10 protein-coding genes and 1 pseudogene are annotated in these 12,045 nt (G+C 69.1%); 5 read left to right on the top strand and 6 right to left on the bottom strand.

Features of this window, described 5'->3' with window-relative positions:
• Positions 1-6: 6 nt before the first annotated feature.
• Positions 7-150, bottom strand: a complete 144-nt coding sequence (locus tag QH290_RS08160) for a hypothetical protein (RefSeq protein ID WP_280382444.1) — start codon at positions 148-150, stop codon at positions 7-9.
• 70 nt (positions 151-220) lie between these two features.
• On the opposite strand from QH290_RS08160, the gene asnB reads away from it, so the two are divergent.
• Entirely contained in the window at positions 221-2,065 is a 1,845-nt protein-coding gene (asnB, locus tag QH290_RS08155) for an asparagine synthase (glutamine-hydrolyzing) (RefSeq protein WP_280382443.1), read from the top strand.
• Positions 2,066-2,073: 8 nt separating this feature from the next.
• On the opposite strand, the gene QH290_RS08150 is transcribed toward asnB, so the two are convergent.
• From QH290_RS08150 to QH290_RS08140, 3 genes are read right to left on the bottom strand one after another with little or no spacing between them, the layout of a single operon-like run.
• Positions 2,074-3,123: an ABC transporter substrate-binding protein gene (locus QH290_RS08150; protein WP_280382442.1), complete on the bottom strand. Its 1,050-nt coding sequence runs from the start codon at positions 3,121-3,123 to the stop codon at positions 2,074-2,076.
• Between the two features lie 3 nt (positions 3,124-3,126).
• The gene (locus QH290_RS08145; protein ID WP_280382441.1) at positions 3,127-4,014 is read right to left on the bottom strand and encodes an ABC transporter permease; all 888 of its coding nucleotides are present in this window, start codon (positions 4,012-4,014) and stop codon (positions 3,127-3,129) included.
• Entirely contained in the window at positions 4,004-4,834 is an 831-nt protein-coding gene (locus QH290_RS08140) for an ABC transporter ATP-binding protein (RefSeq protein WP_280382440.1), read from the bottom strand. The genes QH290_RS08145 and QH290_RS08140 overlap by 11 nt, the downstream gene beginning before the upstream one ends.
• A gap of 221 nt (positions 4,835-5,055) precedes the next feature.
• Between QH290_RS08140 and QH290_RS08135 the strand changes: the two genes are divergently transcribed.
• Together QH290_RS08135 and QH290_RS08130 are read left to right on the top strand one after the other, a co-directional pair.
• Entirely contained in the window at positions 5,056-6,966 is a 1,911-nt protein-coding gene (locus QH290_RS08135; protein WP_280382439.1) for an ATP-binding protein, read from the top strand.
• Entirely contained in the window at positions 6,948-7,622 is a 675-nt protein-coding gene (locus QH290_RS08130) for a response regulator (RefSeq protein ID WP_280382438.1), read from the top strand. The genes QH290_RS08135 and QH290_RS08130 overlap by 19 nt, the downstream gene beginning before the upstream one ends.
• 13 nt (positions 7,623-7,635) lie before the next feature.
• Here QH290_RS08130 and QH290_RS08125 read toward each other — a convergent pair whose 3' ends face one another.
• Positions 7,636-8,253 (bottom strand): class I SAM-dependent methyltransferase, encoded by a 618-nt coding sequence (locus QH290_RS08125; protein ID WP_280382437.1) that lies wholly within the window; start codon positions 8,251-8,253, stop codon positions 7,636-7,638.
• 228 nt (positions 8,254-8,481) lie between these two features.
• Here QH290_RS08125 and treZ point away from each other — a divergent pair, with 228 nt between their 5' ends.
• On the top strand, positions 8,482-10,323 hold the full coding sequence (gene treZ / locus QH290_RS08120; RefSeq protein ID WP_425303569.1) for a malto-oligosyltrehalose trehalohydrolase: 1,842 nt from the start codon (positions 8,482-8,484) through the stop codon (positions 10,321-10,323).
• Here treZ and QH290_RS08115 read toward each other — a convergent pair.
• Positions 10,299-11,678: an alpha/beta hydrolase family protein gene (locus tag QH290_RS08115; RefSeq protein WP_280382436.1), complete on the bottom strand. Its 1,380-nt coding sequence runs from the start codon at positions 11,676-11,678 to the stop codon at positions 10,299-10,301. The two genes, treZ and QH290_RS08115, sit on opposite strands and share 25 nt — an antisense overlap.
• A 166-nt stretch (positions 11,679-11,844) precedes the next feature.
• Between QH290_RS08115 and QH290_RS08110 the strand changes: the two are divergent.
• Positions 11,845-12,045: pseudogene (locus QH290_RS08110) on the top strand (serine hydrolase domain-containing protein); the annotation flags it as partial.

Genomic DNA, 12,045 nt, shown 5'->3' with positions numbered 1-12,045 from the left:
CCGGGGTTACCCCGGGGCGGGGGGGTCTTTGGGGGGGGGGGTGTTTTTGTCGTCCCCCTTTTCCTCCACCCGCGCGTGGGCGGCGCGCCCCCGGGCGCGGCGGGTGCGCTCCTTCTTCAGCTCGCGCAGTCCGACCTCGGTGTCACCCATATCCGCACTGTACTACAGTCGCAACAAAATTATGGTTGCTTTAATTTTAGAGGCACTTCAAACTGTGAGTATGTGTGGAATCACCGGATGGGTATCCTTCGACCGAGACCTGACCCGCGAGCGCGACACCGTCGAGGCGATGACCGCGACGATGGCCGAGCGCGGACCCGACGCCGGGGGTGTGTGGATCGAGGGCCCCGCGGCCCTCGGGCACCGCCGCCTGGCCGTCATCGACATCACCGGCGGCGGTCAGCCGATGACCGCCGACACCCCGAACGGCGCTGTGGCGCTGGTGTATTCGGGGGAGGTCTACAACTTCACCGAGCTGCGCGCCGAACTCGTGGCGCGCGGGCACCGCTTCCGCAGCCGATCGGACACCGAGGTCGTGCTGCGCGGCTACCTGGAATGGGGAGAGGCCGTGGCCGAGCGGCTGATCGGCATGTACGCGTTCGCGCTGTGGGATGCGCGCGAGCAGAAGCTGGTGCTGATCCGCGACCGGCTCGGCATCAAACCGCTGTATCTGTGGCCGACGGACGACGGCGTACTGTTCGGCTCGGAACCCAAAGCGATCCTTGCCAATTCGCAGGCTCGCCGGGTGGTCGGGCTCGACGGGTTGCGCGAGCTGTTCACCATGATCGCCGACCCCGGGGCTGCGGTGTGGGAGGGGATGCGGCAGGTCGATCCGGGCACGGTGGTGACGGTGAGTCGCTGCGGGCTGCGCGAGCACCGCTACTGGCAACTCACGACCACCGACCACGCCGACGATCTACCGGGCACGATCGAGACCGTCCGGGAGTTGCTGCGCGACAGCGTATCCCGGCAACTGGTCGCCGATGTGCCACTGTGCACGCTGCTGTCCGGCGGCCTGGACTCCTCGGCCATCACCGCCCTCGCCGCGGCGCGGCTGGACGCCGAGGGGGAGCAGGTGCGCGCGTTCACCGTCGACTTCGCCGACCAGGAGCGCAATTTCGTTGCCGACGAATGGCGTTCGACGCTCGATTCGCCGTTCGCGCGGGAGGTGGCCGGGCACCTCGGTGCGCGGCACAGCAGCGTCGTGATCGATCCGGCGAGCCTGGCGGCGCCCGAGGTGCGGGCCGCGGTGGTCGCCGCGCGCGACCTGCCGCGCGGTTTCGGCGATTCCGATGCCTCGCTGTATCTGTTGTCGCGGGCGGTGCGCGAGCACTCCACCGTGGCGCTGTCGGGGGAGTCGGCCGACGAGATCTTCGCCGGATATCGCTGGTTCCACGAACCGGCGCTGCGCGACGCCGACACCTTCCCGTGGATGGCGGCGATGCCGAAGGAGATGACCCGTCGGACCGCGACGCTGCGGCCCGAGCTGGTGAGCGCGCTCGACCTCGATGCCTATGTGCGCGAGAGCTATCGGGAGGCGATCGCGCCGGTCGAATCTCTGTGCGGGGACAGCGAACTCGACACCCGCATGCGCAGGATGTCCTACCTGCACCTCACCCGATTCCTGCAGGCGATGCTGGACCGCAAGGATCGGATGAGCATGGCGACCGGGCTCGAGGTGCGCGTCCCGTTCTGCGATCACCGGCTGATCGATTACGTCTACAACGTGCCCTGGGCCGTGCGCTCCTACGACGGCCGGGAGAAAAGCCTGCTGCGCGCCGCGACCGCCGACCTGCTGCCGAACTCCGTGGTGCAACGCAAGAAGGTGCACTACCCGCTCGCATCCGACAGCGTGTACCTGACTGCGCTGCAACGACAGTCGACGCAGGTGCTCCAGGAGCGCCGTGGGCACCGGGTGTTCGAGCTGGTCGACGCCGACGTGGTGACCAAGCTCGCCGCCCGGCCCAGCGACAACCTCACGATGCCCGAGCGCATCGACCTGGAACAGTTCCTGGACCTGGTTGTGTGGCTGGACCGGTACGAACCGGTGGTGAATATGGGGTGAGCGACGTCCTACTGCCTGCTCTGAAGGGCCTTCTGCACGAACTCGTTGGTGTAGGTTTCCTCGAGGTCGATGCTGTCCTTCTTCGGGGCGACGTTGCGGGAGTACTTGCCGAGGATGGTCAGGACATTGTGGGCGCCTTCGGGTTTCATCAGGCCGTCGCCGTTGAACATGCCGATGGAGTCGTGGATCGACTGGACGTAGAGATCCTTGCCCGCGGCGGCATACTGTGGGGGCATCTGCGCGGCGATCTCCTCCGGGGTGTGCGTCTTGATCCACTGCAGCGTCTGGACGAACGCTGTCGCCAGCTTCTGCACGATCTCCGGATGCGACTGCACGGTATCGCATTTCATGTACAGCGACGAAGCCGGATACAGCCCGCCCAGCGCGGCGCGGGTACCCGCCTCGGTGCGCATGTCCACCAGCACCTCGGCGTCGCCGGACTTGACCATCTGTGCCACCGTCGGATCCGTGGTCATGCCCGCGTCGATGCCGCCGTGGTTCATACCGGCGATGAACGTCTGTCCCGCACCGACTTTCACCCGGTCGTAGTCGGAGGTCGTCATCCCGGCCTGCCCGGCCAGCGCCTGGGTGAGGAAGTCGGTCGACGAGCCCAGCGAGGTCACGCCCAGCTTCTTGCCGCGGAAATCGCTGGGCGACTTGATATTCGCGGCCTGCGCCTTCGAGACCAGTTCGGCCTCGCCGGGCACGTCCGCGAACTGGACGACGGTCTTCAGGCACTGGTCCTTGGCCTGCAGGTCGACGGTGTGGTCGTAGAACCCCACCACGGCCTGGACGTCGCCGGTCAGCAGCGCCGTCTCGGCGCTGGCGCCGGACTGCTCACCCATCAGCTTGACGTCGATGTCGTTGCGGGCGAAGTTGCCCAGCCGCTCGGTGAGCATCGCGGGCAGGTAGATCACCTTCTCCAGGCCGCCCACCATGATGGTGATCTGCGGCCGCCCGTTCGCCATCGGGATCTTGCGCGAGTCCCGGCAGCCGGTCACCAGCAGCAGCGAGCAGACGGCGAGCAGGACCACGGCAATATGCTTGCGATACCTCATGGCTCAGATCCCGTGCCCCGACTGTGCCTGCGACGGACGCCATTTCAGCAGCCGCCCCTCCGTCGCGCCGATACCCCATTCGGCGAGTAGCGCCACCACCGTGATGATGATCATGCCCGCGTAGATACCGGCCGCGTCGAACGTGCCCTGCGCGTTGGAGATCAGCAGGCCCAGACCCTTGCTGGCACCGGCGTATTCGCCGACCACCGCGCCGATCAGGGCGAAGCCGAACGCGGTGTGCAGGCTGGACAGGATCCAGGTGGTCGCGCTGGGCAGCACGATCTGCGACAGCACCTGCCAGCGGCTCGCACCCAGGATGCGGGCGTTGTCGATGACGTTGCCGTCCACCTCGCGGGCGCCGGTGAAGGCGTTGAAGAACACCGCGAAGAAGGTGAGCACCACGACGGTCGCGACCTTGGACTCGAGGCCCAGGCCGAACCAGATGATGAACAGCGAGGCCAGCACGATGCGCGGAACGGCGTTGAGCGCCTTGATGAACGGCGCCAGCACCTCGGCCCAGTAGCGGCTGCGGCCCAGCAGCACACCGAGCACGACACCGGCGGCCGCGCCGATGACGAAGCCGAGCACCGCCTCCTCCACCGTGGTGAAGATCTGCAGCCAGATCGAGCCGAACTGCGTTCCCTCGGTGAACCATTCGACGATGCGCTGCCAGATCAGCGACGGCTTCGAATAGAAGAACGGGTCGATCCACAGCGAGGCGGTCAGCTCCCACGATCCCAGCCACAGCGCGATCAGCGCGAGCCGCAGCCCCCAGGTCCGAATCCGGGAGCGGCGGGCGTGGCCGCGGGCGCGGGCGAGGATCTGCTCCTCGGTCTCGGCCTCGACCTCCGGTGCGGCGGTGGCGATCTGGTCGATGGTGTCAGGCGACACGGTCGGCTCCCTTCGCGCGGGCGGCGTCGACCTGGTCGCGCAGCGTGCCCCAGATCTCGCCGTACAGTCGGCGGAATTCGTCGGTGAGGCGGACCTCCTCCACGTCGCGCGGGCGGTCCAGGGTGACGCGGAAGTCGCCGCAGACGGTGGCGGGGCTCGCGGTCATCACCACGACGCGGTCGGCGAGCACGATGGCCTCCTCGAGGTCGTGGGTGACGAAGACGACCGCGGCGTTGCTGCCGCCCCAGACGCGGAGCAGTTCGTCCTGCATCAGCTGGCGGGTCTGGACGTCCAGCGCGCTGAAAGGCTCGTCCATGAGCAGGATTTCGGGATCGTTGACCAGCGTCTGTGCCAGCGCGACGCGTTTGCGCATACCGCCGGACAGCTGATGCGGGTAGTACTTCTCGAATCCGGCCAGCCCGACCTTGCGCACCCACTCCGAAGCGCGTTCGCGCGCTTGCGCTTTCGACGCGCCCTGGAACCGGGGGCCGAGCGCCACATTGTCGAGCACGGTCCGCCACGGCAGCACCGCGTCCTGCTGGAACATGTAGCCGATGCCGTCCGGGATCCCGTCGACATCACTGCCCCGCACCAGCGTTCGGCCCGCCGAGGTCTTCTCCAGCCCCGACACCAGCGACAGCGTCGTGGACTTCCCGCAGCCGGTCGGTCCGACCACCGCGACGAATTCGCCAGGGGCGACAGCGAAGTGAAGGTCCTTCACCGCGGTATGAATGCCCCCGCCGGACCCGGGAAACCGCTTGGTCGCCCCCCGGAACTCGATACACGGCCCGCCGTCGCGCCGCTCCATGAGATTGGTCATGAGGTTCTCCTGAACTTCGGGCCGCCCGTGTGATGTGCGACCGCCGACCGACCATAAGTGGGCGGCATCACACCGAATGAGGTTCTGCGCACTACCAACGCAACCCGCAAAACAAGCGTTCTGCTCATTCTGCGCACCCCGGGAAGTTGGGGTGGGCATACGGTGTGCAAGCGGGGGTGGGGGTTGTGATCATTTAGATCAGGGGTGTAGGTATTGCTGGGATGAAGGTGTTCGGGCGTGTGGTGCGGTTGCGGACGCAGATCGTGTTGCTGCAGGTCGTGCTTGTTGCGCTGACGCTCGGTATCGCGTTCGGCGTGTTCGCGCATGTGGGCCAGCAGCGGCTGTCCGGGGAGTACGGGCAGCGGGCGCTGGCGATCGCGCGCACCGTGGCGGTCGATCCGCAGGTGCGTTCCGAGGCATCCCGCTACACCTCGGCTACCTTCGCCGAGAATCCGGGGCTGGCCGCGTCCCTCGCCGACGGGCAGCTCGAGCGGATCGCCGAGGAGACGCGCCGGAGCACGGGGGCGCTCTACGTGGTGATCACCGACGACGCCGGGATCCGGCTGGCGCACCCGGACATCCGGCGGCTGGGGGAGCGGGTCAGCACCGATCCGTCGGCCGCGCTGGCCGGATCGGAGGTGGTGATCCAGGAGCGCGGCACGCTCGGCGAATCCGTGCGGGCGAAGGTGCCGGTGCTGCGGCCCGACGGCGACAGCATCGTGGGGGAGGTGAGCGTGGGTATCTCGACGACGGCCGTGCGTGAGCAACTGCTTGCCGACCTGCGCCGCGCCGGGCTGTTCGCGGGAGCCGCGCTGCTGGCCGGGGTGATCGGGTCGCTGCTGCTGGCGCGGCGGTGGCACGGGCTGACCCTGGGCCTGCAGCCGCCGGAACTGGCGGAATTGGTGCGGGAGCAGGCGGCGGTGCTGCACGGAATCGGCGAAGGGGTGGTCGCCGTCGATACGCGATGGCGTCTCACCGTCGTCAACGACGAGGCCCGTCGGCTGCTCGGTATCGATGGTGCCAACGGCACGCCGGTGGACGAGATCGGTTTGACCCCAAGGGTTTTGCAGGTGTTCCGGGCCGCCGACGAACGGCCCGTGCAGACCGCTGTCGGTGATCGGCTGGTGGTGGTCACCGGCCGGACCGTCAGCCGCGACGGGCGGGAGCTGGGTGCCGTGCTGAGCGTGCGCGACCGCACCGACGTCGAATCGCTGACCCGCCAACTGGATGCGGTGCAGTCGATGAGCACGGTGCTGCGCGCTCAGCGCCACGAGTTCGCCAACCGGCTGCACCTGCTGAGCGGGCTGCTGCACGGCGGCCGGACGGATGAGGCGTCGCAATACATCGACGAGCTGCTGGGTTCGGGCCCGCTCGGTGCGGCACTGCCCGGCATGGATGCGATCCGAGATCCTTTTCTGCAGGCATTCCTGGCCGCCAAGGCCGCCCATGCGCGCGAGAGCGGCATCGAACTCCGCCTCGGCCCCAACACCTGGATCGACGCCGATCTCGCTGTGCCCGTGGATGTCACGACGGTCCTGGGAAACCTCCTCGACAACGCCATCGAGGCCGCCCGCGCCGACGGACAGGGTCGACCGGGCGTCCACGGGTCACCGGAGCCGCCGACCGAGCGGGACGCGTGGCATGAACCGGCCCCGTATTCAGCGGTCGAGCGCGGCGCGCCCGACGTTCCGTCGATCGACAAGAGTGGACACGTTGCGGCGGAAGAGGGTTCGTGGTCGGCGGGGGCGGGGCGAGGCCGCGGTGCTGGACGAGACGGCGACGACACCGCCGGGAGTGCGGTGCCACCTGTGCCCGTCGGGTATGTGGAGGTCGAACTTGTGCAGGAAGGGGCGACGTTGCACATCACGGTGGTCGACAGTGGGGCCGGGGTGGCGGCGGAGCTGCTGGAATCGATTTTCGCCGAGGGGGTTTCGACGCGGCCGGACAACGGGGCACCCGGTGGGCGCGGGGTGGGCCTGGCATTGTCGCGGCAGGTCGCGCGGGCGCTGGGCGGGGACGTGGTGCTGTCGAGTCCGGGCGGGGGTGCGCCGCCGCTGGGCGGGGCCGAGTTCATCGCCCGGCTGCCCGGGGTGCTGGTGGAGGGAGAAGCCGCATGGGCACAACCGATCTGACCGTACTGGTCGTCGACGACGACTTCCGGGTGGCGAACCTGCACGCCGGAATCGTCTCCGCGCTACCGGGTTTCGCAGTCGGTGGCACGGCCACCTCGCTGGCGGCGGCGCGATCGGCGCTCGCGGAGGCGACGTTCGATCTGGCGCTGATCGATGTCTATCTGCCCGACGGTTCGGGTGTGGACCTGGTGCGCGAGATCGGCTGCGACGCCATGATGCTCACCGCCGCAACGGAAGCCGATACCGTGCGCGCCGCGATGTCCGCGGGCGCGCTGGGCTATCTGGTGAAGCCGTTCGACCATGCCGCCCTGGCGGCGCGACTGGCCGGTTACGCCCGCTACCGCCGCCTGCTCGCCGCCCCGGTGGTCACCGCCCGCGATATCGACGCCGCCGTCGAGGCCCTGCGGCCGGTGGGACCGGGCGGGTCGGCCGCGGCTCCGGCCTCGCCGACGAAAGATCTTGTGCTGCGGGCCGTTCGGCAGTCACCCACGCCGATGTCCGCGGCGGAGGTATCCGCCGAGACGGGCGTCTCGCGCGCCACCGCCCAGCGCTATCTCGCCAACCTGGTCGCCTCCGGAGCGCTACGCATGCAACTGCGCTACGGCAGCACCGGTCGCCCGGAGCAGGAGTATTCGGCCGCGCCGCCCCGGACGTGAGGCGATGCCCGGATCAGGGCGAGACCGCGACGCCCAGGTACTGCGATCCGAGGAACTTCGGCGCCGACTCCTCGTAGAACCGGTCCAGCTCCCGGACCTCGAAACCGGCCTGCTCGACCGCATCGGCGATGTCACGGTTCAGGTTGCATCCGCCGAACAGCGTCTTCTGGACCGGGTTCAACCGGTGCTGCCAGGTCTGGACCTTGGCGTCGGGAGCGAGCCCGTGCTCGACGAAGTGGAAGGTGCCGCCGGGCACCAGGACCCGCCGGATCTCGGCCAGCGCGGCACTCATCTCGGGGATCGTGCACAGCGTCCACGTCGACAACGCGGCGTCGAAGCTGTTGTCCGGGAACGGAAGTGACTGACCGTCCAGGCCGGAGCGCTGCACCGGAATCGATGACTGTGCCAGCCGCTTCGCCGCCAGCCGCCACCCGCCGTCGGCCGGTTCGACGGCCGTCACCGACTTCACCGACTCCGGGTAGTACGGCACGTTGTGGCCGGATCCGAACCCGATCTCCACCACCCGATCCCTCAGCCCCGCGCAGACCCGCCGCCGCAGCCGCTCGTTGACGGGCAGCCCGCACGCCACGTCGATGATCCGCGGCAACACCCGTTCGCTATAGATTCCCACCCCCTAACTGTGTCAACCCGCCCCGCTCCGCACCACCCCGAACCGTGGATCCCGGCCAAAAGCATGCCGGGAAAAGGAGGCCGCACGGTGTGCGGGGAAAGGAGGGCGGACGGCGTGTGGAGAGAGGAGGGCATGGTGTGCGGTGGAAGGAGGGCGGACGGCATGCGGGGAAGGAGGTTGCACGGTGTGCGGGGAAGGAGGACGGGCGGTGTGCGGGGAGAGGAGGGCATGGTGTGCGGGGGGAAGGGGTGTGCGCGCGCCGAGAAGGCCGTGCTGGTGGTGTTGCGGTGTGGTGTGGGCTGCCATGCTGGGGCGGTGGTGGGTTTCGAGGTGTGGGCGCCGTGGGCGCGGGGGGTGCGGGTGGACGTTGATGGTTGGGTTCATCCGATGGTGGGTGATGCGCGGGGGTGGTGGCGGGGCGAGGTCGAGGCCGATGTCGGGGCGCGGTATGGATTCCTGATCGATGACGATCCGGTTGTCCTGCCGGATCCGCGTTCGCCGCGGCAGCCGGAGGGGGTGCATGGTCGCTCGGTCCTGTACGAGGTGGATCCGGCGCGGTGGACCGACGCCGGATGGACGGGGCGGCAGCTGGCCGGGTCGGTGTTCTACGAGCTGCACATCGGCACATTCACTCCGGAGGGGACCTTCGATGCGGCCGCCGAGCGCCTGGATCATCTGGTGGAGCTCGGTGTCACGACGGTCCAGCTGATGCCGGTCAACGCGTTCAACGGGGTGTGGAACTGGGGATACGACGGCGTGCTGTGGTACGCGGTGCACGAGGCGTACGGCGGCCCGGATGGGCTGCAGCGGTTCGTGAACGCCTGCCACGCAAGGGGTTTGGCGGTGGCGCTCGACGTCGTCTACAACCACCTGGGTCCGTCCGGGAACTATCTGCCGCGGTTCGGGCCGTACCTGAGCGAGGACCGCAACGACTGGGGGCACAATCTCAGGCTCGACGGTCCGGGCTCGGAGCAGGTGCGCCGCTTCGTCATCGACAACGCGCTGCGCTGGTTCCGCGAATTCCATATCGATGCATTGCGATTGGATGCCGTGCATGCTCTCGGGGACGGTGGCGCGGGGCTGCTGGAGCGGCTGGCGATCGAAACCGAAAGGCTCTCCGCCCATCTGCGCCGCCCGCTCACCCTCATCGCCGAGAGCGACCTGAACGATCCGCGCCTGATCACCCCGCGCGCCGCGGGCGGCCATGGACTGCACGGCCAGTGGAACGACGACCTGCACCACGCCGTCCACGCGGCGGTCTCCGGCGAACGGCAGGGCTATTACGGCGATTTCGGATCGATGCGCTGCCTCGCCGAGACGATGCGTCACGGATTTTTCCATTCCGCAACGTATTCCAGCTTCCGCGGGCGAATCCACGGGCGCCCGTTGAATACCGAGACGACCCCGGCCAGTGCGCTGCTGGCCTACACGTGCACGCACGATCAGATCGGGAACCGCGCGCTCGGGGACCGTCCGAGCGCCTACCTCACCGATGGTCAGCTGGCGGTCAAGGCCGCCCTGGTGCTGCTGTCTCCCTACACGCCGATGCTGTTCATGGGTGAGGAATGGGGCGCGCGAACCCCGTTCCGGTACTTCACTTCCCACCCCGAACCCGAACTCGCCGCCGCCGTGGCCGCCGGACGCCGGGCCGAGTTCGCCGACCACGGCTGGCCCGTCACCGACATCCCGGACCCGCAAGACCCCGCGACGTTCGAGGTATCGAAACTCGACTGGTCCGAGCCGTCGAAACCGTCGCACGCCCGCCTGCTGTCCTGCTACCGCGACCTGCTCGCGCTCCGCCGCACCCACCCGGATCTCACCGACCCCTGGCTCTCGCACCTCGAGATCGACTTCGACGAACAGCGGCGCTGGATCACCCTGCACCGCAACCGCATCCACATCCTCTGCAACCTCGCGCCGACCCCGGCCGATATCCCGTTCATCGGCACTCCGCTACTGACCTGGAACCCGGTTCACCAAACCTCCACCACCACAACGCTTCCCGCGCACTGCTTCGCCGTCCTGGAGTCCGCTGCCGGGCGAAGCTACCGCGCGGGCGGGAAGCGCTGAGTCAGCCAGGCGACGAGATAGTCCAGAACCTGCGGGTCCATCGTGGTCTCGATCGCCGCGTATTCGACAGGCTCACCGGTTCCGGCCGGTTGCAGGAGGTGGTTGAGGCCGTCGAAGACGCGAATATCGGCGTCGGGATTCCCGGCGAGGAGCTGCCTGGCGAGCGGCTCGCTCTGGGCGGGCGGGACCTGCAGGTCCTTGCCGCCGTAGAGGGCGAGCACCGGCATGCGCAGGGCCGACAGGGCCGCCGCCGGGTCGTAGGTGATCAGCGAGGTGAAGTACAGGCTGGTGAACTCGTCCGCCGCGCCCGGCGGCAGCTGCTGATCCGGTGGGCGAGTCGCATTGCGGTCGGTGAGCCAGCGCCGCAGCTGCTCGGTATCGCCGGTGCGGACCAGGGCGGACAGGGTGCTGACGAAGCCGATCTGGTCGCGGGTCTCCGCCACCGAGGCGTCGCGGACGGTCAGTTGCAGGCGGGTCTGCTCCATCAGCACGTCGGCCCCGTCGGCGGCCGGACCGGCCAGCATGATCACGAACGCGACCCCGCTGCCGGGCCGCGCCGCCACCCGGGGCGCGAGGTACCCGCCCTCGCTGTGGCCGAGCAGCCCGATCCGGTTCCGGTCGATATCGGCCCGGCCGCGCAGCAGGTCCATACCGGCGACGATGTCACCGCTCAGGTCGTCGTAGGTGGCGCGGTCGAGGGCGCCGCCGGTGCCGCCGACGCCGCGGTCGTCGGTGCGCAGCACGGCGTAACCCGCGCGGGTGAGCGTGTCGGCCAGCAGCAGGAATGGCTTGTGGCCCAGCAGTTCCTCATTGCGATCCTGCGGTCCGCTGCCGGTGATCAGCACGACGGCCGGATGCGGTCCCGGCGTGGCGGGCAGCGAGAGCGTGCCCGCGACGGTCACGCTGCCGCTGGCGAAGCCGACGTCCTCGGTGCGGTACGGGAACGGCGGGCGCGGCTCCTGAGGTCGCGGCGGCACGGGCACCTTGCCGCGCGCGAGGGTCAGCGGCGCGCCGGTCTGGGTGACCGAACCGGTGATCGTGTCGGTGCCGCGGTCGTATCTGCCCAGGAACGTCGGTGTGCCGGGCAGTCCCGGGATGGTGAATCCGATACTCTCCGGACCGGCCGACACCTTGTCCAGCGGCCGGTCGTAGATGCCCTGCACCGGCACCGACGCGGTGGCCCCGCGCTCGGTGAACCGCACACCCACCGGCTGATCGAGACCGGGCAGCGTGCCGTGCCAGTCGCCGATCAGGGTCGGATCGGCGGTGATCGGCGCGGGCGTCGGGGTTCCGGACGTCGAGCAGGCAGCCACGACGACGAGCAGAATCAGCGCCAACGATCGCAACGATCCCATAACTCACGATAGGATTCCCGGCCCGGCGGCGGGGCCCGGTTGGGAGAAAACCGCAGGATTCGAGGGCTCGGCGGGGGCTGTGCGCGCCGTATCCGGGCGGTCGCGGGAAATCACCAGTCGGACAACATCATTGCCGTGCGCTATCGTCCGCCCGTACCGTGAACATGTGAGCAACGTCGCTTTCTCTTTCGACTCCGCGGAGCTTCCCGCCGGGGTGGCCGGTCGCGCCGCCCCCGGGTTCGAGCCGCTGGCACGCGCCTTCGCGCGGTTCGTCGGCGATCGGCCCGGCGCGGGTGGGGCACTGGCGGTGTACCGCCACGGCGAGCCCCTGGTCGACCTCTGGACCGGCGCCGCCTCGGCCACCACC

It is taken from the genome of Nocardia wallacei (assembly GCF_029869545.1).
Classification (GTDB): Bacteria; Actinomycetota; Actinomycetes; order Mycobacteriales; family Mycobacteriaceae; genus Nocardia; species Nocardia wallacei_A.
The sequence above is the reverse complement of the archived record's forward strand: the minus strand, read 5'-3'. Positions and strand labels throughout refer to the sequence as shown.